The organism is Streptomyces sp. SID5643, from assembly GCF_009872555.1.
GTDB classification, from domain to species: domain Bacteria; phylum Actinomycetota; class Actinomycetes; order Streptomycetales; family Streptomycetaceae; genus Streptomyces; species Streptomyces iakyrus.
This window is the reverse complement of sequence record NZ_WWIC01000283.1, coordinates 22,555-47,183: the sequence shown is the minus strand read 5'-3', so window position 1 is coordinate 47,183 and position 24,629 is coordinate 22,555. Positions and strand designations below refer to the sequence as shown.

Sequence of the window (24,629 nt, the reverse complement as noted above, 5' to 3'; positions counted from 1 at the left end):
GCGCGTCAGCCGGGCCGGCCGTACCGGCGGGCCACCGCGCGGAAGGCCTCTTTCGGCTCCCAGTGCCAGTCGGAGGCCGGGTCGTCCGGGCGGTCCTTGATCACCTTGGTGAGGGCGTACGACGCCATGTCGAGGTCGAGGCGGGGGGTGTCCGGGCGGTGCGGGGCGTCCGCGCTGACGAACTCGAAGGCCATCGCCGCGTACAGGCCCATCGACGCGAAGACGTCCAGCAGCCCGCCCACGTAGTCGGCCTGGACGCGCTCGCTGCGGACCGGGTTCCCCTTGATCTCCGGCGGCTCCTTGTCGTGGTCGACGATGTCCCAGCCCATGCCGCCGGTCGCGGGCGCACCGGCGTACGCGCACGTGCCGAACTCGGTGATGGCGAGCGGCTTGCCCCACCGCAGGTACTGCTTCAGCTCCCTGACGTGGCCGGACGGCTCCTCGAAGTGCGCGTAGTAGTCGATGCCGACGATGTCGAAGAGGCTCCAGTCGGGGTCGTCGATGCTCTGGGCGGCGGCGTAGCCGAGGTTGCCCTTGAAGACGGAGCGGCCGGTCTTCGCGGCCTTCGCCGTGAACGCGGCGAGCCGGCGCAGCGTCCGCGGCCAGTCGACCGTGCCGTTCTGGAGGTGCCTGATCCGGTCCAGGACCGTCTCCCCCGGCAGGATGCCGGGGACGAACAGCCAGAACTCGCAGCCGACACTGAAGTCGACGCTCGCGCCCTGCCGGCGCAGCCGCTCCGCGAACCGCCCGGTCTCGGCGAGGTGCTCCAGGATGTCGCGCTGCGGGGCGTCCCCGAGGGTCGGTTGCAGCCACACGTGCAGTCCGCGCTCGGCGGCCTCGGCCGCGGTGCTGGTGAGGCGTTCGACGCCGTCGCCCGTGACGTCGACGGTGTCGGCGTGCAGGTCGTCCCGGATGGCCCGGATGTCGTGGCGCATCCGCCGGGCGCTCCACGCGGTGCCCGGTGTCTCCCCCGCCCCGACCGTGTAGACGACGCCCCGCCGGCGCAGTCCCCGGCCGTGCCGGGCTTCCGTGGCCCGGGCCCGCCCCGCCGGCCCCACCGCCCCGGCGACCCCCAGCGCCGCCGCTCCGGCCAGGAACTGCGTCCGGCTGATCCCCTTCGCCTGCCTGATCCCCTTGGTCTCTTCCATGCCGCCCACTGTGCCGAGCGGGCGCCGGGGCCGGCTGTCGTCCGACGGTCTACGGCAGCGCGACCAAGGTATGGGGTGCCGCGCCGAAGGAGACGCCCATCGGGCTCAGCGCTCGCCGAATCCCCGTACGTACCGCCGCTGCCAGGGCGTCTCCACGGCGTGCCGGTCGTAGTGCCGGCGGACGTATGCCACCGCTTCCTCCCCCGGCACCCCGTCCAGCACCGCCAGGCAGGCCAGGGCCGTGCCCGTGCGGCCACGCCCGCCGCCGCAGGCGATCTCCACCCGCTCCCCGGCGGCCCGCTCCCACACGCCGGCCAGCACCGCGCGGGCGGCCGCCCGGTCCGCGGGGAGGCGGAAATCGGGCCAGCGGATCCAGGCGGACTCCCAGGGGACCTCCGGCGGCCGCCGGCCGAGCAGGTAGACGCCGTAGGAGGGCAGGGGCGCGTCGGGGTGCAGAGGATGCCGCAGGCCCCGGCCCCGGACCAGCCGACCCGAGGGCAGTCGCAGGACACCGGCGTCACTCTCGCTCCACAGCTCGCTCACGCCCTCATCATGCTCCGCGTGCGCCCTCCCCGGGGCGGACTTGCCCTGACAGGTGGTCAACTCACCTCAGAGGCGGTGCCACTGGGGCGGCCTCCGGTGGATGCGCCATTCGTGTGCGATCCCTTGACCACCCCCACGGCCCCTCCTATGGTCGCGCTGACCGCAGGACGTAGGACGTCGTATCTCCCCTGCCAGTCCCCGCCAGTCCCTGCCACCGGATCTCGCTGGAGGACCCGTGCGCCACGTGACCCCCGACGTGCCGGCGCCGCACCGCCGGTCGTTCCTGAAGTACACCGGCGCCCTGGGCGCGGCCGCCGCCGTCTCCGCGTCGCTGTCGGCCTGTTCGTCCGGTCCGGAGTCCACCAACGACACCGGCACCGGCGGTGGCCGGGACCGCACCCTCACCGCCGTGATCGGCTACGGCAACGACGGCAGCTGGGACCCCACCCAGACGGCGTCCGCGTTCTGCATGGCCGCCAACCACCACATCTACGAGGGGCTGCTGGACACGGACCCGATCTCCCGTGAGCCGTACGCGGCGCTGGCGACCGAGGTGCCGGGGAATCCGGACGGCACCTCCTGGAGGTTCACCCTGCGGGCGGGCGCGACGTTCCACGACGGGAAGCCCGTCACCGCCGACGACGTGGTCTTCGTCTTCGAGCGGATCCTCGACCCGGACACCCAGACCCTCGCCAAGGGCTTCTTCGCGAGCTGGCTGAAGGAGGTCCGCAAGATCGACGCGCGCAGCGTCGAGCTGGTGCTGAAATTCCCCTTCCCGGACGGTCTTTCACGGCTGACGCTCGCCAAGATCATGCCGAAGCACGTGTTCTCCCGGCCGGGGGGCTGGGAGGAGGCGATCAAGGGCAAGGCGATCGGCTCGGGGCCGTACCGGCAGACCGCGCACCACCCGAAGTCGAACACGACCTTCGAGGCGTTCGGCGGCTACAACGGCCCCCGCAGGCCCGCCTTCCGGAGGATGAACTGGCTGACGATCGTGGACGCGGCCCCCCGCGTCGCGAAGATCTCGGGGTCGAGCGCGGGCGCGCAGATCGCCGACAACATCCCGTACGCCAACATCGGGCAGCTGGAGAGCGGCGGTATGACGGTCGCGGGCGGGGCCGGGATGAACAACCTGTTCCTGATGTTCAACACCAGGCACAAGCCGTTCGACGACGTGCGGGTGCGCCAGGCCCTGCACTACGCCATCGACACCGAGAAGATGGTCGAGGTCGCCCTCAAGGGCCACGGCAAGCCCGCCACCTCCTTCCTCGACGAGGCCAACCCGTCCTACCGCAGGGCCAGGACGGTCTACGACCACGACCCCGGCAAGGCGAAGGCGCTGCTGAAGGCGGCCGGGGTCAAGGGGCTGAGCATCGAGATCCTGGCCGTGAACGTCAGCTGGATCGTCGACTGCCTGCCGACGGTCAAGGCGTCCTGGGACGCGATCGGGGTGAGGACGACCCTGTCCCCGCAGGAGACCACCGCCGTCTTCACCAAGATGGACCAGAAGCAGGACTACCAGGTCGTGGCCGCCGCCTCGAACCCCAACCAGTTCGGCATCGACGCCGACCTGATCATGCACTACAACTACGGGCCCGGGAACCTGTGGATGCAGTACACCCGCTGGGCCTCCGACCCCGTCGCCAGGCAGCTCTTCAAGGACATGGAGCGCGCCACCCGGGAGCCCGACCCGGCGAGGAAGAAGACGATGGTCCAGGACTACATCGACGTCGTCGCCGAACAGGCCGTGCTCTACCCGGTCGTCCACAACGAGCTCATGACCGCCTGGGACCCCGCGCGGCTCAGCGGCATACGGGCCCAGCCGTACCCGGGCATCAACCTGCTCCAGGCCAAGTGGGCCTGAGCGGATGACGGCCGTCCTGCGGATCCTGCTCCGCCGTGTCGCCCTGCTCGTGCCGCTGATGCTCGGCATCGTGCTGTTCGTGTTCATGGTGATGCGGTTCTCGGACGTCGACCCGGCGTCCGCGTTCTTCCAGGGCGCCAACCCCACCCCGCAGCAGCTGCACGACTTCCGCGAGGAACACGGCCTGCTGGACCCGCTGCCGGTGCGCTACGCGGACTTCGTCGCCGACCTGCTCCACGGCGACCTGGGCACCAGCGCGCTGACCCGGGCGCCGGTGATCGACCAGGTCACCACCGCGCTGCCGCTCACCCTCCAACTCACCTTTCTGGGGCTGGGCATCGCCGTCGTGCTGTCCCTCGTGGGCGGGGTGACCGCGGCGATCCACCGGGACCGGCTGCCCGACCAGATCATCCGGGTCGTGTCCCTGACCGGTGTCGCCGCGCCCGGCTTCTGGCTGGCGCTGCTGATGATCCAGTACCTGGCGGTCGACCTGGGCTGGTTCCCGACCGGCGGCTACATCAACCCGGCGGACTCCTTCACGGGCTGGCTGAAGACCATGACCCTTCCCGCCTTCGCGCTGTCGCTGCCGGTGGCGGCGCAGCTGACCCGGATCGTGCGGACGGCCGTGGTGGAGGAGCTGGACAAGGACTATGTGCGGACGGCGATCGGGAACGGCCTGCCGCCGCGGGTGGTCGTGGGCCGCAACGTGCTGCGCAACGCACTCATCAACCCGCTCACCGTGCTCGGCCTGCGCGTGGGCTATCTGCTGGGCGGCGCGGTCGTCATCGAGACGATCTTCTCGCTGCCCGGCATGGGCAAGCTGATGATCGACGCCGTGAAGAACGGCGACCCGGCCGTCGTCCAGGGCGTCGTGCTGACGACGGCGGCCGGGTTCGTCGTCGTGAACCTCGTCATCGACGTCCTGTACCTGCTGGTCAACCCGCGACTGAGGGACGCAACCCCATGATGACCCGCACCCGTCTCACCGCGGCGCTGTCCCGGCCCGGCGTCCGGCTGCGCGGCCTGCGCAGGCTGCCGCTGCTGTCGAAGATCGCCCTCTGCTTCCTGGCGGTCGTCGTGCTGACGGCGCTGCTCGCCCCGCTGCTCGCCCCGCACGACCCGCTCGACCAGCAGCCGCCGGCCGACGGCACCGGGCATCCGTCCGCCGGGCACTGGATGGGCCAGGACAGCCTCGGCCGGGACATCCTCAGCCGGCTGATGTACGGGGCGCGCTGGTCGCTCGCGATCGGGCTCGGCGCGACCGGACTGGCCCTGGCGGCCGGAGCGCTGCTCGGGGCGGTCGCGGCGACCTCCCGCAAGGCGGTCGACGAGACGCTGATGCGCTGCCTGGACGTCGTCATGGCGTTCCCCGGCATCGCGCTGGCCGCCGTGCTGGTCGCGGTGTTCGGCGGTGGCATCACGGTGCTGATCTGCGCCATCGCCTTCCTGTTCACCCCGCCCGTGGCGCGGGTGGTCCGGGCTAACGTCCTCGACCAGTACGGCGAGGACTATGTGACGGCGGAACGGGTGATCGGCGCCCGGACCCCGCACATCGTGCTGCGGCACGTGGCGGTCAACTGCGCCGCCCCGGTGCTGGTGTTCTGCACGGTCCAGGTCGCCGAGGCGATCGTCTTCGAGGCGTCGCTGTCCTTCATCGGGGCGGGCGTGCGGCCGCCCGACCCGTCCTGGGGCAGTGTCATCGCGGACGGCAAGAACATGGTGCTGACCGGCGGCTGGTGGGCGACGGTGTTCCCCGGGCTGCTGATGCTGGTCACGGTGCTGTCGCTGAACGTCCTGTCCGAGGGTGTGTCCGACGCGTGGGCGGCCCCGTCGGCCCGGGAGGTGGACGTACCGGAGGACGACGACCGGCTGGAGGCGCCGGAGCCCGGCAGCGGGGAGGTCGTGCGGCTGCCCGGTCTGCCGGAGGCCGCGCGGCGGTTGCGGGCCCGGGCGCGCCGGCTGCCCCGGGACGGTCAGCCGGTGCTCGCGGTGGAGAACCTCGCCGTCGGCTTCGACGGGCGGCACGGCGGCGTCGACGTCGTGGACGGCGTCAGCTTCGAGGTGCACCCCGGCGAGGTGCTCGGGCTGGTCGGCGAGTCGGGCTGCGGCAAGTCGCTCACCGCACTGGCGGTCATGGGCCTTCAGCCGAAGGGGGCGCGCGTGCGGGGCCGGGTCCGTTTCCGGCAGCGGGACCTGCTCGCCGAGCCGATGCGGGCGCGCCGCCCTCTGCTCGGCCACGAGATGGCGATGATCTACCAGGACGCGCTGTCGTCCCTGAACCCGGCGATGACGATCCGCGCGCAGCTCAGACAGGTCGTGCGGCGCGGCGGCCGCCGCGCTCCGGCCGAGCTGCTGACGATGGTCGGCCTCGACCCCGAGCGCACCCTGCGCAGCTACCCGCACGAACTGTCCGGCGGGCAGCGCCAGCGCGTGCTGATCGCGATGGCCCTGTCCCGCGACCCGAAGCTCGTCGTCGCGGACGAGCCGACGACGGCCCTCGACGTGACCGTGCAGGCGCAGGTCATGGAGCTGCTGCTGCGGCTGCGCGAGGAGCTGGGCTTCGCGCTGGTCCTGGTCTCGCACGACCTGGCGCTGGTCGCGGACGTCACCGACCGGGTGGTGGTGATGTACGGCGGGCAGATCGTGGAGACGGGCGTGACCGCCGACCTGGTCGAGGCCCCGGCGCATCACTACACGCGCGGGCTGCTCGGCAGCGTGCTGTCGCTGGAGTCGGCGCAGGAGCGGATGACGCAGATCAGGGGCGTCGTACCGGCCCCGGCCGACTTCCCCGCGGGCTGCCGCTTCGCCGGCCGGTGCCCGCTCGCCACCGGGACCTGCCGTACGACGCCCCCCGGCCTGCTGGGCACGCCGACGCACACGGCCGCCTGCCACCACCCCGCGATCGACCTGGTCACCCCGGAGGCCGTGACGTGAACGCCCTGGTGGAGCTCTCCGGCACGCACGTCGTCCACAAGGCCCGCAGCGGCGGCCTGTTCACCCGCGACCGCGTGTACGCCCTGACCGGTGCGGACCTGGCCGTCGCCCCCGGCGAGACCGTCGGCGTGGTCGGCGAGTCCGGCTGCGGGAAGTCGACGCTGGCCAGGGTGCTGGTGGGGGTGGAGCGGCCGACGCGGGGGACGGTGTCCTTCCGGGGCAGGGACCTGTGGGCGATGCCGGCCGGCGAGCGCCGCCGGGCCGTCGGCGGCAGCACCGGCATGGTCTTCCAGGACCCGTCGACGGCTCTGAACCGCCGTCTGACCGTCCGGCAGATCCTGCGGGACCCGCTGGACGTGCACGACCGGGGCACTCGCCCGCAACGCGACGAGCGCGTCCGGGAGTTGATGTCCCTGGTCGGCCTCCCCCGGGCCCTCGCCGACGCCCTGCCGGGGCAGCTGTCGGGCGGGCAGCGCCAGCGGGTGGCGATCGCCCGGGCCCTGGCCCTGGACCCGGACCTGGTCGTGGCGGACGAGCCGACGAGCGCCCTGGACGTGTCGGTCCGGGCGCAGATCCTCAACCTGCTCCTCGACCTGAAGGAACGCCTGGGCCTAGCCCTGGTGTTCGTCTCGCACGACATCCAGACGGTCCGGCGGATGAGCGACCGCGTGATCACCATGTACCTGGGCCGGATCGTGGAGGAGACCCCGGCCGCCCTGGTCACCGACCGGGCCCGGCACCCGTACACCCGGGCCCTGTTCTCCGCCACGCCCGGCCTGCTCGATCCGGTCGAGCCGATCCCGCTGGCCGGCCCGGTCCCGTCGGCGACCCGTCCGCCGAGCGGCTGCCCGTTCCGCACCCGCTGCTGGAAGGCGGACGGGACGTGCGCGGAGCGAATGCCGGGTTTCTCCGCCGCGTCGGCACCCTCGCACCGCTTCCGCTGCCACCATCCTGTCCGGGAGGACGAGTCGACCCGTGACCTCGTCCACCGGCGCGATCCGATGGAGGCCCCATGACGTTCACCCCGCTGACCGGTGTCATCCCGCCCGTGTGCACGCCCCTGACACCGGACGGCGAGGTGGACGTCCCCTCGCTGATCGGGCTCGTCGACCATCTGGTGGCCGGCGGGGTGCACGGACTGTTCGTGCTCGGTTCGACCTCGGAGGCCGCGTTCCTGCCGGACCGGCAGCGCCGGCTCGTCGTCGAGTCGGTGGCGGGGCACGTGGGCGGGCAGCTGCCGGTGCTGGCCGGGGCGATCGACATGACGACGCCCCGGGTCCTGGACCACGTGGCGTCGGTGACCGCGGCGGGCGCGGACGCGGTCGTCGTCACCGCCCCGTTCTACACCCGCACCCACCCGGCGGAGATCGCCCGCCACTACCGCGCGGTCGCCGCGGCGAGCCCGGTCCCGGTGATCGCCTACGACCTTCCCGTCGCCGTCCACACGAAGCTGCCGGCCGAGGTGGTGCTGGAACTGGCCGCCGACGGTGTCGTGGCCGGGCTCAAGGACTCCAGCGGTGATCTGGCCGCCTTCCGCCAGGTCGTGACCGGCGTACGGGAACGCCGGGGCATCACCGGCTTCAGCGTGCTGACCGGCTCCGAGCTGATCGTCGACGCGGCCCTCGCGATCGGCGCGGACGGCACGGTGCCGGGCCTCGGCAACGTCGACCCGCACGGCTACGTCCGCCTGGACGGCCTGTGCCGTGCCGGGGACTGGGACGGGGCCCGTGCCGAACAGGAGCGCCTGTGCGCGCTGTTCGGCATGGTGGGCGTCGGCGACCCGGCCCGGATGGGCCCGAACTCCTCGGCGATCGGCGCCTTCAAGGCGGCGCTGCACCTGCGCGGCGTGATCGACTGCCCGGCGACGGCCCAGCCGCAGGTCCCGCTGTCGCCGGAGGAGGTGGAGCAGGTCGGGAAGTTCCTCGCGGCGGCCGGGCTGCTCTGAGGGCCGCCGTCAGACGCTCCCCGGGGTCACCAGCCCCGACTCGTAGGCGACGATGACCAGTTGGGCCCGGTCCCGCGCCGCCAGCTTGCCCATGATGCGGCTGACGTGGGTCTTCGCGGTGAGCGGGCTCAGGCCCAGCGCGTCGGCGATCTCCGTGTTGTTGAGGCCGCGCGCGACCAGCGCGAGCACCTCCCGCTCCCGGCCGGACAGGCACTCGGGCCCGCCGGTCGCCGGTGCGGAGGGGCTGCGCAGGAACCGTTCGATGAGCCGTGCCGTGGGTCCGGGAGACAGCAGGGAGTCCCCGGCGGCGACCGTGCGGATGGCGTCGAGGAGTTCGGCCGGCCTGGTGTCCTTGACCAGGAACCCGGAGGCGCCGGCACGCAGCGCGTCGACGATGTTCTCGTCGGTGTCGTACGTGGTGAGGACGAGCACCCGGACGCCGGCGAGATCCTCGTCGGCGGCGATGTGCCGGGTCGCCTCGATGCCGTCCAGGTCGGGCATGCGGATGTCCATCACGACGAGGTCGGCCCGTGCGCCGCGGGCCAGTTCCACGGCTTGCCGGCCGGTGGCGGCCCGGCCGACGACCTCCATGTCCGGGGCCGACTCCACGAGCATCGCGAACGCCTCCCGCACCAGGGTCTGATCGTCCGCGAGCAGCACCCGTATGGTCATCCGTCCCTCTCCCCCGTCGTGGTCAGCGGCAGGACCGCGGTGACCTCGAACCCGCCCCCGGTACGCGGTCCGGCGTCGAGTGTGCCACCGACGCTGCGGGCCCGCTCCCGCATTCCGACGAGCCCGAAGCCCGGTGTGCCGCCCTCGGCCGGGCCGGTGCCGTCGTCGCGGACCGACAGGTGCAGGACGCCCTGCCGCTCGGTGAGTTGGACGCGGACGGCCGGTGCGGGCCCCGCGTGCCGTACGGCGTTCGTCAGGGCCTCCTGCACGATGCGGTAAGCGGCGGCCCCGACCGCGGGCGGTGCCTGCCGTATCCGTACGGTCTGCTCGACCCGGGCACCGGACAGCCGCGCGGCCTCCGCCAGGTCGGGCAGTCCGTCGAGGCCGGGCAGCGGGCCGCGGGCGTCCGGGGAGCCGTGCTCGCGCAGCACCTCCAGCGTGGTGCGCAGTTCACCGCGGGCGCTGCGGCAGGTCTCGGCGATGTCGTCGAGGGCCTTGGCGACCGTCTCGCGGTCGAGCCGCTCGGGGTCGGCCGACAGGACGTGGGCGGCGACGGAGGTCTGCACGCCGATGAGGGTGATGCTGTGGGCCAGCAGGTCGTGCAGGTCCCGGGCGATCCGCAGCCGCTCCTCGGCGACGCGCCGCCGGGCCTCCTCCTCGCGGGTGCGTTCGGCGCGTTCGGCGCGTTCCACGATGGAGGCGACGTACTGGCGGTAGAAGCGCACGTCGACCCCGCAGAACAGCACGGCGACGACCCAGCCGGACGCCTTCAGCAGTCCCAGGGCCTCGTGGGCGCTGATGGTGAGCATCACGCTCACCGCCAAGGCGATGACACCGATGCCGACCAGGACGGTGCGCAGCGGCCGGCCGGTGACGGCGACGGTGTAGAGGGCGACGTAGGCGGCCTGGGTGGCCGCCGTGTGCGGGTAGTCGAGGAAGTGGTAGGGGAAAACACAGGCGATCACGCCGAGCAGGACGAGCACCGGACGGCGGCGGCGCCACACGAGCGGCACGTGGGAGGCGAGCAGCAGGGCCCAGCCGAGCGCGTCGGGCCGGCGGCCGTCGTCGACCGTGAGCGCGAGGACGGCGGAGAAGCCGGCGACGAGGACGGCGAGGACCGCGTCGTTGCGGAGGGCGTGCGGGGCGGTCAGTGGATCGCGGTTGATCGCGGCCATGATCCGCTCCGCGGGACGCGACCAGGCCGCCGTCGTGATGGTGGGTGCCTGCACAGGGGTCATCCTCGGCGAGGAAGGCGTCCCTCCGGGAGGGGAGGGACACCTTCGGTCGGTCAGGGGGCGTCGGCGGCCACGGGTTCGCGCTCCTGGGGCGGGGCCGTTCGCTCCGGCGCGCGGGAGAGCCTGCCCGGCCACCACATCCGCCGCTTGAGCAGCACACTCGCCGTGGTCACCAGGTACGTCCGCACCAGGAAGGTGTCCAGCAGGACCCCCACCGCGATGACGAACCCGAGTTCCACCAGTCCGACCATCGGCAGCGTCGTCAGCACGGCGAACGTCGCCGCGAGCACCACACCCGCCGAGGCGATGACCCCGCCGGTCGTCCGCAGGGCGGTGAGCGCCGCGGCCTCCGGCTCGGCCCCTCGTACGGACTCCTCCCGCATCCGGTGCATCAGGAAGATCCCGTAGTCCACCCCGAGGGCGACCAGGAACACGAAGGACAGCAGTCCGAGCCCGGGATCCGTTCCGCCGAACCCGAAGACCGGATCGAACACCAGCCCTCCGATGCCGAGCGCCGCCCCCCAGACCGCGACCACCGCCGTCAGCAGCAGCAACGGCGCCACGAGGCTGCGCAGCAGCCCGACCAGGATGACGAACACGGCAGCCAGGACCAGCGGCACGATCACCTTCCGGTCCCGCGCCTCGCTGTCGGCCAAGTCGATCTGCTGTGCGCTGGGCCCGCCGACGTACGCGCCCTCGGGGTCGATCGCGGCCCGCAGCGCCTCGATGGTGCGGGTCTCGGCCGGGGTCTCCGGAGCCGCCGTGGTGAAGACGGCGAGCTCGGTCCACCCCGCCCCGCTCCGCCCGGGAACCACCTCGGCGACCCCCTCGGTCGCCCGGGCACGTTCGCCCACCGCCTCGGCGCGCTCCCCGGGCGCGATGACGGTCACGGGCCGGCTGCTGCGCTCGGGATACTCCCGCGCGAGCGTCTGCATGGCGGTGATGGACTCGGGCCGTTCGGTGAAGGAGTCCTCCTGCTTGATGCTCCCGGACAGGTTCAGCGTGCCCAGGGCGAGCGCTCCGAGCAGGACGCCCCCTGTGACGAGCACGGTGACGGGCCGCCGTGTCGCCGAGGTGCCCATCGCGGCGAACAGCGACCGCCGGGCCTTCGGCTCGCTCCCGAACGCCGGGATCAGCGGCCAGAACACCCGCCGCCCCAGCAGGACGAGGACCGCCGGCAGCAGGGTCGTCATGGCGACCAGCGCGGCGAGCACCCCGACCACGCCGACCGGTCCCATGCCGCTGCTGCTGTTGAGGTCCGCGGCGAGCAGGCACAGCAGCCCGGCCGCGACGGTCCCCGAGGAGGCGAGGATCGCCGGCCCGCAGCCGCGCAGGGCGGTGCGCATGGCGTCGTACGGCCGCTCGTGGCGCCGCAGTTCCTCGCGGTAGCGGGAGATGAGGAGCAGCGCGTAGTCGGTGCCGGCGCCGAGGACGAGCACGGTCATCACGCCGCCGCTCTGGCCGGTGACGGTGACGTCGAACAGTTCGTGCAGCCCGTACCCGGCGGCCATCGCCGCGGCGGCGGCGACCCCGGCCACGGCGAGCGGCACCAGCCACAGGAAGGGGCTGCGGTAGATGAGGACGAGCAGCACGGTGACGACGCCGAGGGTGGCGAGCAGCAATGTGGCGTCGAGCGTCTCGAACACCTTGTTCATGTCGGTGTTCAGCGCGCCGGGCCCGCCGACCTCGACGCTCAGCCCGCCGCCGCCCGAGGCGATGTCCCGCACGCCGTCGACGAAGGCGTCCCGGGCCTCCTCGTCCTGGCCCGGCTGGGTGCTGGTGACCGGGTACATCAGGGTCGAGCCGTCCTTCGACGGGATGCCGCGCGGCTCTCCCGTCAGGTCGTAGGCACCGCTCACCTCGGTGATCTGCTCGTCGGCGGTGCGCCGGTCGGCGTCGGTCAGGCCGCCGGACCGGTGGTAGACGAGCACCAGGTCGGTCGCCTCACCGCCCGGCAACTCGTCCTGGATCCGCGCCACCTGGGTGGAGTCGGCGCTGTCGGGCAGGTAGTCGACGGCGCGGTTCTGCTGGATGTCGGCGAACTTGCCCGCGAGCGGCCCGACCAGCACGAGCGCGGCGAGCCACAGCCCGACCACCACCCAGGGCACGGCGCGCCTGCGCCCGGTACGCGTCCTTACGGCCCCCATGAGTCCGGCTCCCTCCGGTCGGGTGTCTGGATCGGTCTCCAGACTCCCGTCGGGCGGGTGCCGGTTCGTCGGGCGTGAGGCCGAGTCGGGGCCTACTGCGGGGGGCGGTCCGGGGCCTGTGTTACTCCCCGGGGAGTACCGCCGGGGGCCCTACGACGGCGTGCGTGCGGCCGCTGCCAGCAGCCGGGTCACGTCGTCCGAGCAGATGGTGAGCGCCGCGCCGACCGTGGCGAGGGCGTCCCGCTCGGCCGGGGTGTACGGCCCGTCCGCCAGGGCGATGCGGGCGCCCTGGAGCAGGATCGATTCGCGGCCGACGCCGGCGAGGTGCGGGGCGAGCGGGTCCAGCGCCTCGTGCAGCTCTATGGCCAGCCCGGCACCGCAGGGTTCGCCGGTGATCCGGCCGGTGTCCGCCTCCAGCGCCTCGACGAGCGCGGCCAGCTGCTCCTCCGTGCAGTCGTCGAAGCCGGCCGCGCGCACGGCGAGCACGGCGGCCTCCAGTGCCGAGCGGGAACCGGCGCCGCCCGCGGCCAGCACGGCGAGGGCGACGGTGTGCACGGCGTCGCGGAGCATCGCGGAGAAGCGGATGGTGGTCGGATGGTCGAGGACGTCGGTGCCGAAGTGGCGGCGGCAGGCCGCGCACTCCACGACCGGGCCGGTCTCGCCGCGCGGCAGCACCGGCAGGCCGAGCAGGGTGAAGCGGCGCTGTCCGGTCAGCCGCTGGTAATTGCGGTCGCCGCCGCAGCCGGGGCAGAAGAACTCGCCGTCACCGGCGGCCGTCCACGCGGTGCGGGTGCCCAGGATGCGAGAAAGCCTGGCGGCCTGACCGTTTCGTCCCCGTCCTGGCAGCACGTCGCACCTCCGTCACGCCGCACGGCAACGCCGCCGTGCTTGCGTGATGTTAGCCACATCCGGGACGAGGAGTCAGCACCCCGGAGGAGACCTTTCCGTGACCTCCACAGACAATGGCCGGTATGCGACGGGGCTCCCCCCGCCGGACATCGGCGGACGGAGCCCCTGCGGCAGTCGTGTACGGGTGCGCGGCGCGGACCCGTACGGCTGATCAGCGAGCCGCGCGGTTGACGGCCGAGACGACCGCCTTCAGCGAGGCCCGCGTCGTGTTCGCGTCGATCCCGATGCCCCACAGGACCTTGTCGCCGATGGCGCATTCGATGTAGGAGGCGGCCTGCGCGGAGGCGCCCTCGCTCATCGTGTGCTCCTGGTAGTCCAGCAGGCGTACGTCGATGCCGACGGACTGCAGGGCGTCGAAGAAGGCCGAGATCGGACCGTTGCCGGAACCGGTCAGGACGGTGTCCTGGCCGTCGACCGTGGCCTCCACCTTCAGCGTGTCCACGCCGTCGGTGTCGGTCGTCGACTGGTTGTTCTTGACCTGGATCCGGCCCCACGGGTCCTCGGGGTTGGGCAGGTACTCGTCCCGGAAGACCGACCAGATGTCCTTCGGCGTGACCTCGCCGCCCTCGGCGTCCGTCTTGGCCTGGATGAGCTTGGAGAACTCGATCTGCATCCGGCGCGGCAGTTCCAGCTTGTGGTCGTTCTTCAGGACGTAGGCGATGCCGCCCTTGCCGGACTGCGAGTTGACCCGGATGACCGCCTCGTAGGAACGGCCGACGTCCTTGGGGTCGATGGGCAGGTAGGGGACGGCCCACTCGATGTCGTCGACGGTGACGCCCTTCGCGGCCGCGTCGGCCTCCATGGCGTCGAAGCCCTTCTTGATGGCGTCCTGGTGGGAGCCGGAGAAGGACGTGTAGACCAGGTCGCCCACGTACGGGTGGCGCGGGTGGACGTCCATCTGGTTGCAGTACTCCCACGTGCGACGGATCTCGTCGATGTCGGAGAAGTCGATCTGCGGGTCGACGCCCTGCGAGAACAGGTTCATGCCCAGGGTGACCAGGTCGACGTTGCCGGTGCGCTCGCCCTGCCCGAACAGGCAGCCCTCGACGCGGTCGGCGCCGGCCATCAGGGCCAGCTCGGCGGCGGCGACGGCGGTGCCGCGGTCGTTGTGCGGGTGGATCGACAGGCAGACGTGCTCGCGGCGGGAGAGGTTGCGGCCCATCCACTCGAAGCGGTCGGCGTGCGTGGAGGGCGTGGACCGCTCGACCGTCGCCGGCAGGTTCAGGATGATCTCGCGGCCCGGGCCGGGCTGCCAGACGTCCATGACCGCCTCGCAGACCTCCAGCGCGAAGTCCAGCTCGGTGTCGGTGAAGATCTCGGGGCTGTACTGGTAGCCGAACTCGGTCTCCGGGCCCAGCAGCTTCTCCGCGTACTCCATGACCAGGCGGGTGCCGTCGACGGCGATCTGCTTGATGTCGTCCCTGGAGCCACGGAAGACCACGCGGCGGAAGACGGGGGCCGTGGCGTTGTACAGGTGGACGGTGGCCCGCTTGGCGCCCTTCAGGGACTCCACCGTGCGCTCGATCAGGTCCTCGCGGGCCTGGGTCAGTACGGAGATGGTGACGTCGTCGGGGATGGCCCCGGGCTCCTCGATGATGGAGCGCACGAAGTCGAAGTCGGTCTGGCCGGAGGCCGGGAAGCCGACCTCGATCTCCTTGTAGCCCATCTTGACCAGCAGGTCGAACATGGCGCGCTTGCGGGCCGGCGACATGGGGTCGATCAGGGCCTGGTTGCCGTCGCGCAGGTCGGTGGAGAGCCAGCGGGGGGCGGTGGTGATGCGCTGCTCCGGCCAGGTGCGGTCCGGGATGTCGACCTGCTCGTAGCGGCCGTACTTGTGGATCGGCATGGAACTGGGCTGCTGGCGGTTCGCCATGATGCGGGGGCTCCTCAGGGGGTGTCCGGAAGGACGGCCGACGACGCAGCACCAAGCTCCGCGGGGAGGGAGTCGGCCTCGACTACAGGCCCTCGCCGCGGCAGCTAAGGAGAAGCAGCCCGAAACGCATGATGCGCAGCATGCTAGCCGAGCCTCTCCCCGGCGCGTGGGGTCGTATCAGTATGCGGGACCGGGCGCGCATACGGGACAAAAAGTGCGCTATGCCACTTCGCCATACCATCCGACACGGAGCGTGAGGGTCGTTGTCCCGGTATTTCACCAATCATGGTGGCGACTAGTGACAGTTTCGTCACGCAGTGCAAGGGTGCCGGGCATGACGACCCACGGGGGCTTCGAGCCCGTCTTCTGCACCATCGTTCCGCCTCATGTCCTCGACAAGCTCGCCCAGGCCGAGGACCCCGCGCTGGCCGGTCCGGCCCGCCGCACCCTCCAGCGCGACGCCTTCGAGCGCACCCAGCGCCGCCTCACCACGGTCATCGGTGCGAGCGCCGTCGCCGCGGTCGCCGACGGCAAACCCCAGCGCACCATCCACGACGCCCGGCACGGCACCGACCTGCCCGGCCACACGGTCCGCGGCGAGGGCGACAAGCCCGGCAAGGACGCCACCGTCAACCGCGCCTACGCGGGTCTCGGCGCCACCTTCGAGCTGTTCCTCCAGGCCTACCGGCGCGACTCGATCGACGGCAACGGCCTCCCGCTGAACGCGACGGTGCACTACGACCGCGACTACAACAACGCGTTCTGGAACGGCGAGCAGATGGTCTTCGGCGACGGGGACGGCGAGATCTTCCTCGACTTCACCATCCCGATCGACGTCATCGGCCACGAACTCGCGCACGGCGTCACGCAGTACACGGCCAACCTCACCTACTTCGGCCAGCCCGGCGCGCTCAACGAGTCCCTGTCGGATGTCTTCGGCGCCCTGATCAAGCAGTACACGCTCGGCCAGACCGCCGCCGAGGCCGACTGGCTGATCGGCGCGGGTCTGCTCGCCCCGCGGGTGACGGGCACGGCGCTGCGCTCCATGAAGGCGCCCGGCACGGCGTACGACGACGACGTCCTCGGCAAGGACCCCCAGCCCGCGACGATGGACGACTTCGTGCGCACCGGCCGCGACAACGGCGGTGTCCACATCAACTCGGGCATCCCGAACCACGCCTTCTACCTCGCGGCGACGGCCCTCGGCGGGCACGCCTGGGAGCGGGCCGGGCAGGTCTGGTACGACGTGCTCACCGGCGGAGAGCTGCGGCAGGACGCGATGTTCGTCGACTTCGCCACGCTCACCGTCAAGGCCGCCCGGGAGCGCTTCGGCGACGGGGAGGAGCTGGACGCCGTGTCGAAGGGCTGGGAGCAGGTCGGGGTGCGGACCCTGTAGTTCCGTACTAGACAGGTGCCATGCGTATTCAGGTGCGGCGCACGGGCGGGTTCGCGGGCATCGAGCGGCATGCCGAGGTGGACACCTCGGGCCGGTCCGATGCCTCCGAGTGGCACGCGCTGGCCGAGGAGGCCCTGGCCGCCGGCCGGAGCACGCCGCCGGTCGGGGTCCCGGACGGGTTCAGCTACCAGCTCACGGTGGACGGGAAGACGGTGTACTGCGCGGATCCCCGGCTGACGGACGGGCAGCGGAAGCTGATCTCGCGCGTGCTGAAGGAAGGGGCGTGACGGGGGAAGGGATCTGACGGGTCGGCGTCAGTGGCCGGGCAACAGCTCCTTCCGGCCCGGCCGTTGACTTCTGTTACCACCGGTACGGATGATCCAGCGCATGGCGACTGACGCAGGCAACCCGATCCCCCGCTTCCCGGCCGGCTTCCTCTGGGGCGTGTCCACCTCGGCGCACCAGATCGAGGGCGGCGCGGACGAGCGCGAGCCGTCCGTGTGGGACGCCTTCACGGCCGAGCCCGGGCGGGTGAAGGACGGTTCCACGGCGGCGGTGGCCTGCGACCACGTCCACCGCCACCGCGAGGACGTGGCGCTCCTGGCCGGCCTGGGTGTGAACGCCTACCGCTTCTCCGTCTCCTGGCCGCGGGTACGGTCCGGGAAGGGCCTGGACTTCTACGACCGGCTGGTGGACGATCTGTGCGCGGCGGGCGTCCGCCCGGTGCCCACCCTGTTCCACTGGGACCTGCCCGCGGACCTGGACTGGCTGGAGCGGGACACGGCCGAGCGCTTCGCCGAGTACGTGTCCCAGGTGGCCGGCCGCCTCGGCGACCGGGTGACGAAGTGGATCACCCTGAACGAGCCCGCCGAGCACACCCTGCTGGGCCATGCCCTGGGCGTGCACGCGCCGGGCAGGAAGCTGCTGTTCGACGCGCTGCCGGCCGCCCACCACCAGTTGCTCGCCCATGGCCTGGCCGTCCGGGCCCTGCGCGCCGCGGGCGCCGCGGACATCGGTGTCGCCAATTCGCACGGCCCGACCTGGGTGGCGTCGACAGAGGCCCCGGACGTGGACGCGGCGGACTTCTACGACCTGCTGCTGAACCGCCTGTTCGCGGACCCGCTGCTGCTGGGCCGGTACCCGGACGGCATCGGCGAGCTGATGCCGGGTGACGTCGAGGCGGACCTGAAGGTGATCGCCGAGCCGCTCGACTGGTACGGGATCAACTACTACGCGCCGACCCGGGTCGGTGCCCCGCAGGGCGCTGAGATCGAGTTCGGCGGTGTCACCATGCCCGCCGAACTTCCCTTCTCCGTGCGGGAGATCGAGGGCCACCCGGTCACGGACTTCGGCTGGCCGGTCGTCCCCGAGGGCCTCACCGAGCTGCTCACGACCTTCCGCGACCGCTACGGCGACCGGCTCCCGCCCGTCGTCATCACCGAGAACGGCTGCTCGTACCCGGGCGTCGACGACCAGGACCGCATCGCCTACCTGGACGGCCACGTCCGGGCCCTGCACCGGGCCGTGGCGGCGGGCGTCGACGTGCGCGGCTACTTCGTGTGGTCCCTGCTCGACAACTTCGAGTGGGCGGAGGGCTACGCACGCCGCTTCGGCCTGGTCCACGTCGACTTCGGCACCCTGGAGCGGACCCCGAAGGCGTCGTACCACTGGTACCGGGAGCTGCTGCGCGCGCAGGCGCCCACGGCTTGACGCCCACCCCGGTGCCAAGGCCGGTCAGCCAACCGGGTGTTCGGCTCCACTCGCCCTCACCGGACGCGCTTCCTCCCGGGGCCGAAGCCCCGGGGGTTCTTCGCGAGATTCGCCTGAAATCGTCAGGCAGATAGTTGCAGCGTGAACTGCTCTGCGAGCATAGTTACGTGGGTGGCCAGGGTCACGGAAGCGGCAACTCCCGCACTCGGCCGGTCCGTTGTCCGCTCGCCCCTTCTCGACTTCGCCCGCCCCCCACGGAAGGCGATCGCCGTGTCCCCCCACACGACATCCACTCCCCGGTTCCTGGGCGCGGTGCGCCCGGACCGCACCGACTGGCTGGAGCTGCCGCCGCAGCGCACCAGTGCCGGAGTCGCCCGCCACGCCATGCGCGCCCGGCTGGCCGCGTGGCAGGTGCCCGAGGAGGCGTGCGGGAACGCCGTGCTGCTCGTGTCCGAGCTGGTGACCAACGCCGTGCTGCACACGCTCAGCGAACGGATCCTGTGCGGCGTCCAGCTGATGACGGACGCGCGCTTCCGGCTGGAGGTGCACGACGGCGACCGCACGGGCCGCGGCATCCCCGACCGCTGCCCCGGCCCCGACGAAGAGAACGGCCGCGGCCTGCTGCTGGTCCGGGAGATGGCCGAGGCCTGGGGCATCACCCGCTCGACCCTCACGGGCGGCAACGCGGTGTGGGCGAGCCTGGGCACGGCTCTCTAGCGCGGTGCGGAGCCTCACGAGGCCGCGGCTTGCGCCGTCCGCCGCGCGCGGCCTCAGAACCCCAGCTTGCGCAGCTGCCGGGGGTCGCGCTGCCAGTCCTTCGCGACCTTCACATGGAGATCGAGGAAGACCGGGGTTCCCAGCAGGGCCTCGATCTGCTTGCGGGACTTGATGCCGACCTCCTTCAGGCGCTTGCCCTTGGGGCCGATGATGATGCCCTTCTGGCTGGGGCGCTCGATGTAGACGAAGGCGTGGATGTCGAGGAGGGGCTTGTCGGCGGGGCGGTCCTCGCGGGGGAGCATCTCCTCGACGACGACCGCGATGGAGTGCGGCAGTTCGTCGCGGACGCCCTCCAGCGCGGCCTCGCGGATCAGCTCCGCGATCATGACCTGCTCGGGCTCGTCGGTGAGCTCGCCGTCGGGGTAGAGCGCCGGGCCCTGGGGCAGGAGCGGGACGATCAGGTCGGCCAGCAGGCCCACCTGCTTGTCGCCGACCGCCGACACCGGGACGATCTCCGCCCACTCGAAGCCGAGTTCCTTGCCGAGCTGGTCGATCGCGATGAGCTGCTCGGCGAGCGTCTTGCCGTCGACCAGGTCGGTCTTGGTGACGATCGCGATCTTGGGCGTCTTCTTGATGGACGCCAGTTCCTTGGCGATGAAACGGTCACCGGGACCGAGCTTCTCGTTCGCCGGGAGACAGAAGCCGATCACGTCGACCTCGGCCCACGTCGTGCGCACGACGTCGTTGAGCCGCTCGCCCAGCAGCGTGCGCGGCTTGTGCAGGCCCGGGGTGTCGACCAGGATCAGCTGGGCGTCGGGGCGGTGCACGATGCCCCGCACGGTGTGCCGCGTGGTCTGCGGCTGGTTCGCCGTGATCGCCACCTTCTGGCCGACCAGAGCATTCGTGAGGGTGGACTTGCCCGCGTTGGGGCGGCCCACGAAGCAGGCGAAGCCGGCCCGGTGGACGGCTCCGGCCGGCTCTTCGGATGACTGGTTACGAACGCTCATGGCGCCCATTGTCCCTGATCCCCGGAGCCGCCCCGCACCGGACGTGCCCCGTGAGCTTCCGGAAACCCTCACGCAACGAAACGTCACGGAAACACACCCGTACGCAACCGGAAACGCAGGCCGGTGAACCTCTGACGAGCCCCCGGAGCCCCCACCCGTTGGAGACACCGTGCCTCTGGCCGCCGCAAGCGCCGACACCGGCGACACCGCCTGGCTGCTCGCCGCCACCGCCCTCGTCCTGCTGATGACCCCGGGCCTGGCCCTGTTCTACGGCGGCATGGTCCGCACGAAGAGCGTGCTCAACATGCTGATGATGAGCTTCGTGTCGATCGCCCTGGTCACGGTGGTGTGGCTGGCAGCCGGCTACTCGCTCGCCTTCGGCGAGGACGCCGCCGGGGGGCTCATCGGCGGGCTCGACCACGTCGGCATGAGCGGCCTCGGCCCGGACAGCGTCCAGGGCACGGTGCCCACGCTGCTCTTCGCCACGTTCCAGCTCACCTTCGCGATCGTCACGGCCGCCCTGGTCAGCGGCGCGGTCGCCGACCGGGCGAAGTTCGGAGCCTGGCTGGTCTTCGTGCCGGTGTGGGCGCTGCTCGTATACGTTCCGGTCGCGCACTGGGTGTGGGGCCCGGGCGGCTGGATCCTGGAGAGGCTGGGCGCGCTGGACTTCGCCGGCGGACTGCCCGTGGAGATCGTCTCCGGCGCCTCGGGACTGGCGTTGTGCCTGGTCCTGGGCCCGCGGATGGGCTTCAAGAAGGACGCCATGCGCCCCCACAACCTGCCGATGGTGATGCTCGGTGCCGGTCTGCTCTGGTTCGGCTGGTTCGGCTTCAACGCCGGCTCGGCGCTCGGTGCCAACGGTCTCGCGGCCGCCGCGTTCCTCAACACCCTCGCCGCGGGCTGCACCGGCCTGCTCGGCTGGCTCTTCGTGGAGCAGAAGCGCGACGGCCACCCGACGACCCTGGGCGCCGCGTCCGGCGCGGTCGCCGGTCTGGTCGCCATCACCCCGTCCTGCGGGTCCGTCTCGCTGCTCGGCGCGCTGGTCGTCGGCCTCACCGCCGGTGTCGTCTGCTCGTACGCGGTGAGCTGGAAGTTCAAGCTGGACTACGACGACTCCCTGGACGTCGTCGGCGTCCACCTGGTCGGCGGCGTCATCGGCACGCTCCTCATCGGCGTCTTCGCCGTCGAGTCGATGACGGGCGGCGCCGAGGGCCTCCTCCACGGCGGCGGCCTCGGCCAGCTCGGCAAGCAACTGGTGGCCGTGGTCGTGGTGGCGGTGTACGCGTTCGGTGTGACGTACGGGATCGCCAGGCTGATCGACGTCACGATGGGCCTGCGCGCGAGCGAGGAGCAGGAGCAGACCGGCCTGGACCTTACGGTGCACGCCGAGACGGCCTACGATCACGGGGTCCTGGGCCACGGCGCCCCGGTCTCCTCCTCCGTCGTCCCCCACGCCCAGAAGGTCACCCCCCAGGCATGAAGCTCATCACCGCGATCGTCAAGCCGTTCCGCCTCGACGAGGTCAAGAACGCCCTTCAGGAACTCGGCGTGCACGGCCTGACCGTCAGCGAGGCCAGCGGCTACGGCCGGCAGCGCGGCCACACCGAGGTGTACCGCGGTGCCGAGTACCAGGTCGACCTGGTGCCCAAGGTCCGGATCGAGGTGGTCGTCGGGGACGCGGACGCCGACGCCGTCATCGACGCGGTCGTGAAGGCCGCGCACACCGGCAAGATCGGGGACGGCAAGGTATGGGCGCTGCCCGTCGACACGGTCGTGCGGGTGCGGACCGGCGAGCGCGGGCCGGACGCCCTGTAGGCACCCGGCCCGCACCTGTGCGCGGAGGGTCAGTCGAACACGAACGGGCCCGGTGACTGCGGCCCGGTCGCCGTGCAGGTGATGGTGATGCCGAAGACGGTCATCTTCAGCGAGCCGCCGAAGGCCTCCAGGCTGTCGCCGGAGGCCACGGTGCCGCTGAGCGGGCCGACTTCGACGGGAGCCCCGGCGGCCATCGCCGGGTTCTCCGTGCCGGTGAAGTCGACGGTGCCGCCGCCGCTGTCCACCAGGGTGAGGGTCGACGAGATCGAGTCCTCACCGAGCCCGATCGGCGCGGTGATGGCGGAGGACTTGACGGTGAGGGTGGCGGCGGTGCCGTCCTGCGTGGCCGTGAGGGTGGCCTCGCCACTGCCGAAGGCGCCGCAGTCGGCGTTGATCGTCGCCGTCTGCGGGGTGACGGCGAGGGCTGCGGGGGCGACGGCGAGCCCGGTGACCGCGAGGGCCCCGGCCGCCAGTGCCGCACCTGCTCCGATTCGCTTGCATCTCATGGGATCCGGCTCCGTTTCCGTGGGGGGGGACCGCTCGGCGCATGGATGCGGGCACATCACCGAGAGTCGAACCTGACGGTCCGTCGGAACTGACGGTTCCATTGATGCGTGTGGGGCAGGCGGCGGCAAGGTTGAAAACTGGCCTAATTACCGCCGGTTACAGCGAAGTTCAGCCAGCGGTGACCCTGGTCCGGACCGTTCCGTCGGGCCCGGCCACGAGCAGCGGCGTCTCACCGCTCCCCAGGTCCCGTACCGCCGCCCGGTCCTCCTCGGACACGGTCTCCGCCTCCGTGACGACCGCCGCCGCCTCCAGGGACGTCGCGCCCGAGGCGACCGCCATCGCCACCGCCGTCCGCAGGGCACTGAGCTTCAGGGAGTCGAGGGCCACGGTGCCCGCGACATAGGTGCGTCCGGTCTCGTCCCGTACGGCCGCGCCCTCGGGCACGCCGTTGCGGGCCCGCGCGGAGCGGGCCAGGGTGACGATCTTGCGGTCCTCGGGGTCGAGCGCGCTGCTGTCGGTCATGATCCGAGCATACGGAAGCGTCAGGGGCGGTCCAGGCGCAGGCGGTCCGCCCGGGGCAGGCCCGCCACGACCAGGTCGTAGGAGTCCTCGATGAGTTCCCGGACCAGCTGGTCCGGGAGGTCGCCGTCGACCGTGACCGTGTTCCAGTGGCGCTTGTTCATGTGCCAGCCGGGGACGATGAGGCCCTCGTGCTCGCGGCGCAGCCGGATCGCCTCCTCCGGGTCGCACTTGAGGTTGGCCTTCAGGGGGCGCGCGTCGAGGTGCGACAGGGCGAAGAGCTTGCCGCGCACCTTGAAGACCGAGATCTCCGGGCTGAAGGGGAAGTCCTCCACCGCCGCGTTGAAGGACAGGCAGACCGCGCGCAGTTCCTGCGGGGTCACTCGGGCTTCTCCTCCTCGGGCGGGTCCGCGGGACCGACCGGCTCCGCCAGCACCGTCACGATCTTGTTCCGGCGGCCGGCCGCGGCCTCCGCGGTCAGGCGCAGTGCCCGGCCGTCGGGCAGGTCCACGACGGAGGAGGCCCCGGCGATGGGGACGCGGCCCAGCGCCTTGGCCAGCAGGCCGCCGACCGTCTCGACGTCCTCGTCGTCGTACTCCTCCAGGCCGTACAGCTCGCCCAGGTCGCCGATGTCGAGGCGGGCCGTGACGCGGAAGCGGTCCTCGCCGAGCTCCTCGATGGGCGGCAGTTCGCGGTCGTACTCGTCGGTGATCTCGCCGACGATCTCCTCGAGGATGTCCTCGATGGTGACGATGCCGGCCGTGCCGCCGTACTCGTCGATGACGACGGCGACGTGGTTGCGTTCCTTCTGCATCTCGCGCAGCAGGTCGCCGGCGTTCTTGGTGTCGGGGACGAAGAACGCCGGGCGCATGGCCGTGGACACCTGCTCGGACTCGGCCTCGCGGCTGATGTGCGTCTTGCGGACCAGGTCCTTCAGATACACGATCCCGACGATGTCGTCCTCGCTCTCGCCGGTGACCGGGATGCGCGAGAAGCCGGAGCGCAGGGCGAGAGTGAGGGCCTGGCGGATGGTCTTGAAGCGCTCGATGACCACGAGGTCCGTGCGCGGCACCATGACCTCGCGGACGAGGGTGTCGCCCAGCTCGAAGACGGAGTGCACCATGCGGCGCTCCTCGTCCTCGATGAGGGACTCCTTCTCGGCGAGGTCGACCAGCGCGCGCAGCTCCGCCTCGGAGGCGAACGGGCCGCGCCGGAAGCCCTTGCCGGGGGTGAGCGCGTTGCCGATGAGGATCAGCAGCGACGGGATCGGGCCCATGATCCGGGCCAGCGGCACCAGGACGTACGCCGAGACCGTCGCCGTGTTCAGCGGGTGCTGGCGGCCGATGGTGCGCGGGGAGACCCCGACGGCCACGTACGACACGAGGACCATGACGGCGATGGCGACCAGGAGGGCCTCGGTGGTGCCGTCGAACTCCTTCAGGCAGCCGTACGTGATCAGCGCGGCGGCGGCCATCTCGCAGGCGACGCGGACCAGCAGCGCCACGTTCAGGTAGCGGGTGGGATCGGCGGCGACCTGGGAGAGCTTGGCGCTGCCGCGGCGGCCGGAGCGCACGGCCTCCTCGGCGCGGAAGCTGGAGACGCGCGCGAGGCCCGCCTCCGCGCAGGCGGCGAGCCAGGCCACGACGACCAGGGCGATGGCGCCCAGGGCGAGTTGCACACTCATCGGC

The 24,629-nt window shown here is 72.0% G+C and carries 23 protein-coding genes; 11 read left to right on the top strand and 12 right to left on the bottom strand.

Annotation, left to right across the window (positions count from 1 at the left end):
- Nucleotides 1-5 precede the first annotated feature (5 nt).
- Complete coding sequence (locus GTY56_RS31090; protein ID WP_161368620.1) at nucleotides 6-1,148, bottom strand: glycoside hydrolase family 113 protein; 1,143 nt, start codon at nucleotides 1,146-1,148, stop codon at nucleotides 6-8.
- A gap of 105 nt (nucleotides 1,149-1,253) precedes the next feature.
- Complete coding sequence (locus tag GTY56_RS31085) at nucleotides 1,254-1,691, bottom strand: phosphatase domain-containing protein (protein WP_161368619.1); 438 nt, start codon at nucleotides 1,689-1,691, stop codon at nucleotides 1,254-1,256.
- 235 nt (nucleotides 1,692-1,926) lie between these two features.
- Between GTY56_RS31085 and GTY56_RS31080 the strand changes: the two genes are divergently transcribed.
- The 5 genes from GTY56_RS31080 to GTY56_RS31060 are packed head-to-tail and all read left to right on the top strand — an operon-like array spanning nucleotide 1,927 to nucleotide 8,434.
- On the top strand, nucleotides 1,927-3,555 hold the full coding sequence (locus GTY56_RS31080; protein WP_161368618.1) for an ABC transporter substrate-binding protein: 1,629 nt from the start codon (nucleotides 1,927-1,929) through the stop codon (nucleotides 3,553-3,555).
- A 4-nt stretch (nucleotides 3,556-3,559) separates the two neighbouring features.
- Entirely contained in the window at nucleotides 3,560-4,522 is a 963-nt protein-coding gene (locus GTY56_RS31075) for an ABC transporter permease (RefSeq protein ID WP_161368617.1), read from the top strand.
- Nucleotides 4,519-6,489, top strand: coding sequence for a dipeptide/oligopeptide/nickel ABC transporter permease/ATP-binding protein (locus GTY56_RS31070; RefSeq protein ID WP_161368616.1), 1,971 nt, complete (start codon nucleotides 4,519-4,521; stop codon nucleotides 6,487-6,489). Before GTY56_RS31075 ends, GTY56_RS31070 begins: the two co-directional genes overlap by 4 nt.
- Nucleotides 6,486-7,505 (top strand): oligopeptide/dipeptide ABC transporter ATP-binding protein, encoded by a 1,020-nt coding sequence (locus GTY56_RS31065; protein ID WP_161368615.1) that lies wholly within the window; start codon nucleotides 6,486-6,488, stop codon nucleotides 7,503-7,505. Before GTY56_RS31070 ends, GTY56_RS31065 begins: the two co-directional genes overlap by 4 nt.
- Entirely contained in the window at nucleotides 7,502-8,434 is a 933-nt protein-coding gene (locus GTY56_RS31060) for a dihydrodipicolinate synthase family protein (RefSeq protein WP_161368614.1), read from the top strand. The genes GTY56_RS31065 and GTY56_RS31060 overlap by 4 nt, the downstream gene beginning before the upstream one ends.
- Before the next feature lie 9 nt (nucleotides 8,435-8,443).
- On the opposite strand, the gene GTY56_RS31055 is transcribed toward GTY56_RS31060, so the two are convergent.
- From GTY56_RS31055 to leuA, 5 genes are all read right to left on the bottom strand, one after another.
- The gene (locus tag GTY56_RS31055) at nucleotides 8,444-9,106 is read right to left on the bottom strand and encodes a response regulator (protein ID WP_161368613.1); all 663 of its coding nucleotides are present in this window, start codon (nucleotides 9,104-9,106) and stop codon (nucleotides 8,444-8,446) included.
- The gene (locus tag GTY56_RS31050; RefSeq protein WP_161368612.1) at nucleotides 9,103-10,344 is read right to left on the bottom strand and encodes a sensor histidine kinase; all 1,242 of its coding nucleotides are present in this window, start codon (nucleotides 10,342-10,344) and stop codon (nucleotides 9,103-9,105) included. Before GTY56_RS31050 ends, GTY56_RS31055 begins: the two co-directional genes overlap by 4 nt.
- A gap of 50 nt (nucleotides 10,345-10,394) precedes the next feature.
- The gene (locus GTY56_RS31045) at nucleotides 10,395-12,488 is read right to left on the bottom strand and encodes an MMPL family transporter (protein ID WP_161368611.1); all 2,094 of its coding nucleotides are present in this window, start codon (nucleotides 12,486-12,488) and stop codon (nucleotides 10,395-10,397) included.
- A gap of 150 nt (nucleotides 12,489-12,638) precedes the next feature.
- Nucleotides 12,639-13,337, bottom strand: a complete 699-nt coding sequence (locus GTY56_RS31040) for a TerB family tellurite resistance protein (protein ID WP_161368610.1) — start codon at nucleotides 13,335-13,337, stop codon at nucleotides 12,639-12,641.
- 211 nt (nucleotides 13,338-13,548) lie between these two features.
- The gene (gene leuA, locus GTY56_RS31035) at nucleotides 13,549-15,270 is read right to left on the bottom strand and encodes a 2-isopropylmalate synthase (RefSeq protein WP_161368609.1); all 1,722 of its coding nucleotides are present in this window, start codon (nucleotides 15,268-15,270) and stop codon (nucleotides 13,549-13,551) included.
- A gap of 334 nt (nucleotides 15,271-15,604) precedes the next feature.
- Between leuA and GTY56_RS31030 the strand changes: the two genes are divergently transcribed.
- The 4 genes from GTY56_RS31030 (at nucleotide 15,605) to GTY56_RS31015 (ending at nucleotide 19,093) form a co-directional block, all read left to right on the top strand.
- Nucleotides 15,605-16,666 (top strand): M4 family metallopeptidase, encoded by a 1,062-nt coding sequence (locus GTY56_RS31030; RefSeq protein ID WP_161368608.1) that lies wholly within the window; start codon nucleotides 15,605-15,607, stop codon nucleotides 16,664-16,666.
- Nucleotides 16,667-16,686: 20 nt separating this feature from the next.
- The gene (locus GTY56_RS31025) at nucleotides 16,687-16,953 is read left to right on the top strand and encodes a protealysin inhibitor emfourin (RefSeq protein WP_161368607.1); all 267 of its coding nucleotides are present in this window, start codon (nucleotides 16,687-16,689) and stop codon (nucleotides 16,951-16,953) included.
- A gap of 100 nt (nucleotides 16,954-17,053) precedes the next feature.
- Nucleotides 17,054-18,376, top strand: a complete 1,323-nt coding sequence (locus tag GTY56_RS31020) for a GH1 family beta-glucosidase (RefSeq protein ID WP_161368606.1) — start codon at nucleotides 17,054-17,056, stop codon at nucleotides 18,374-18,376.
- A gap of 270 nt (nucleotides 18,377-18,646) precedes the next feature.
- Complete coding sequence (locus GTY56_RS31015) at nucleotides 18,647-19,093, top strand: ATP-binding protein (RefSeq protein ID WP_161368605.1); 447 nt, start codon at nucleotides 18,647-18,649, stop codon at nucleotides 19,091-19,093.
- A 53-nt stretch (nucleotides 19,094-19,146) separates the two neighbouring features.
- On the opposite strand, the gene era is transcribed toward GTY56_RS31015, so the two are convergent.
- Nucleotides 19,147-20,109 carry a GTPase Era gene (gene era, locus GTY56_RS31010; RefSeq protein ID WP_524540161.1) on the bottom strand — a complete coding sequence of 321 codons (963 nt, stop codon included), beginning with the start codon at nucleotides 20,107-20,109 and terminating at the stop codon, nucleotides 19,147-19,149.
- Between the two features lie 160 nt (nucleotides 20,110-20,269).
- Between era and GTY56_RS31005 the strand changes: the two genes are divergently transcribed.
- Both GTY56_RS31005 and GTY56_RS31000 read left to right on the top strand, forming a co-directional pair.
- Complete coding sequence (locus GTY56_RS31005) at nucleotides 20,270-21,580, top strand: ammonium transporter (RefSeq protein ID WP_161368603.1); 1,311 nt, start codon at nucleotides 20,270-20,272, stop codon at nucleotides 21,578-21,580.
- Nucleotides 21,577-21,915, top strand: coding sequence for a P-II family nitrogen regulator (locus GTY56_RS31000; RefSeq protein ID WP_161368602.1), 339 nt, complete (start codon nucleotides 21,577-21,579; stop codon nucleotides 21,913-21,915). The genes GTY56_RS31005 and GTY56_RS31000 overlap by 4 nt, the downstream gene beginning before the upstream one ends.
- A gap of 29 nt (nucleotides 21,916-21,944) precedes the next feature.
- On the opposite strand, the gene GTY56_RS30995 is transcribed toward GTY56_RS31000, so the two are convergent.
- The 4 genes from GTY56_RS30995 to GTY56_RS30980 all read right to left on the bottom strand — a co-directional run bounded on the left by GTY56_RS30995 (nucleotide 21,945) and on the right by GTY56_RS30980 (nucleotide 24,625).
- Nucleotides 21,945-22,421, bottom strand: a complete 477-nt coding sequence (locus tag GTY56_RS30995) for a hypothetical protein (RefSeq protein WP_161368601.1) — start codon at nucleotides 22,419-22,421, stop codon at nucleotides 21,945-21,947.
- A 169-nt stretch (nucleotides 22,422-22,590) separates the two neighbouring features.
- Nucleotides 22,591-22,944: a cytidine deaminase-like protein gene (locus GTY56_RS30990; RefSeq protein ID WP_161368600.1), complete on the bottom strand. Its 354-nt coding sequence runs from the start codon at nucleotides 22,942-22,944 to the stop codon at nucleotides 22,591-22,593.
- A gap of 20 nt (nucleotides 22,945-22,964) precedes the next feature.
- Complete coding sequence (locus tag GTY56_RS30985; RefSeq protein WP_161368599.1) at nucleotides 22,965-23,324, bottom strand: MmcQ/YjbR family DNA-binding protein; 360 nt, start codon at nucleotides 23,322-23,324, stop codon at nucleotides 22,965-22,967.
- On the bottom strand, nucleotides 23,321-24,625 hold the full coding sequence (locus GTY56_RS30980; protein ID WP_161368598.1) for a hemolysin family protein: 1,305 nt from the start codon (nucleotides 24,623-24,625) through the stop codon (nucleotides 23,321-23,323). Before GTY56_RS30980 ends, GTY56_RS30985 begins: the two co-directional genes overlap by 4 nt.
- Between the last annotated feature and the right edge of the window lie 4 nt (nucleotides 24,626-24,629).

Bases quoted from the DNA above. Each gene is read 5' to 3' on its own strand.
- GTY56_RS31090 (WP_161368620.1), bottom strand. From the start codon at position 1,148: ATGGAAGAGACCAAGGGGATCAGGCAGGCGAAGGGGATCAGCCGGACG.
- GTY56_RS31075 (WP_161368617.1), top strand. From the start codon at position 3,560: ATGACGGCCGTCCTGCGGATCCTGCTCCGCCGTGTCGCCCTGCTCGTG.
- GTY56_RS31070 (WP_161368616.1), top strand. From the start codon at position 4,519: ATGATGACCCGCACCCGTCTCACCGCGGCGCTGTCCCGGCCCGGCGTC.
- GTY56_RS31060 (WP_161368614.1), top strand. From the start codon at position 7,502: ATGACGTTCACCCCGCTGACCGGTGTCATCCCGCCCGTGTGCACGCCC.
- GTY56_RS31055 (WP_161368613.1), bottom strand. From the start codon at position 9,106: ATGACCATACGGGTGCTGCTCGCGGACGATCAGACCCTGGTGCGGGAG.
- GTY56_RS31050 (WP_161368612.1), bottom strand. From the start codon at position 10,344: ATGACCCCTGTGCAGGCACCCACCATCACGACGGCGGCCTGGTCGCGT.
- GTY56_RS31045 (WP_161368611.1), bottom strand. From the start codon at position 12,488: ATGGGGGCCGTAAGGACGCGTACCGGGCGCAGGCGCGCCGTGCCCTGG.
- leuA (WP_161368609.1), bottom strand. From the start codon at position 15,270: ATGGCGAACCGCCAGCAGCCCAGTTCCATGCCGATCCACAAGTACGGC.
- GTY56_RS31030 (WP_161368608.1), top strand. From the start codon at position 15,605: ATGACGACCCACGGGGGCTTCGAGCCCGTCTTCTGCACCATCGTTCCG.
- GTY56_RS31025 (WP_161368607.1), top strand. From the start codon at position 16,687: ATGCGTATTCAGGTGCGGCGCACGGGCGGGTTCGCGGGCATCGAGCGG.
- GTY56_RS31020 (WP_161368606.1), top strand. From the start codon at position 17,054: ATGGCGACTGACGCAGGCAACCCGATCCCCCGCTTCCCGGCCGGCTTC.
- era (WP_524540161.1), bottom strand. From the start codon at position 20,109: ATGGGCGCCATGAGCGTTCGTAACCAGTCATCCGAAGAGCCGGCCGGA.
- GTY56_RS31000 (WP_161368602.1), top strand. From the start codon at position 21,577: ATGAAGCTCATCACCGCGATCGTCAAGCCGTTCCGCCTCGACGAGGTC.
- GTY56_RS30995 (WP_161368601.1), bottom strand. From the start codon at position 22,421: ATGAGATGCAAGCGAATCGGAGCAGGTGCGGCACTGGCGGCCGGGGCC.
- GTY56_RS30990 (WP_161368600.1), bottom strand. From the start codon at position 22,944: ATGACCGACAGCAGCGCGCTCGACCCCGAGGACCGCAAGATCGTCACC.
- GTY56_RS30980 (WP_161368598.1), bottom strand. From the start codon at position 24,625: ATGAGTGTGCAACTCGCCCTGGGCGCCATCGCCCTGGTCGTCGTGGCC.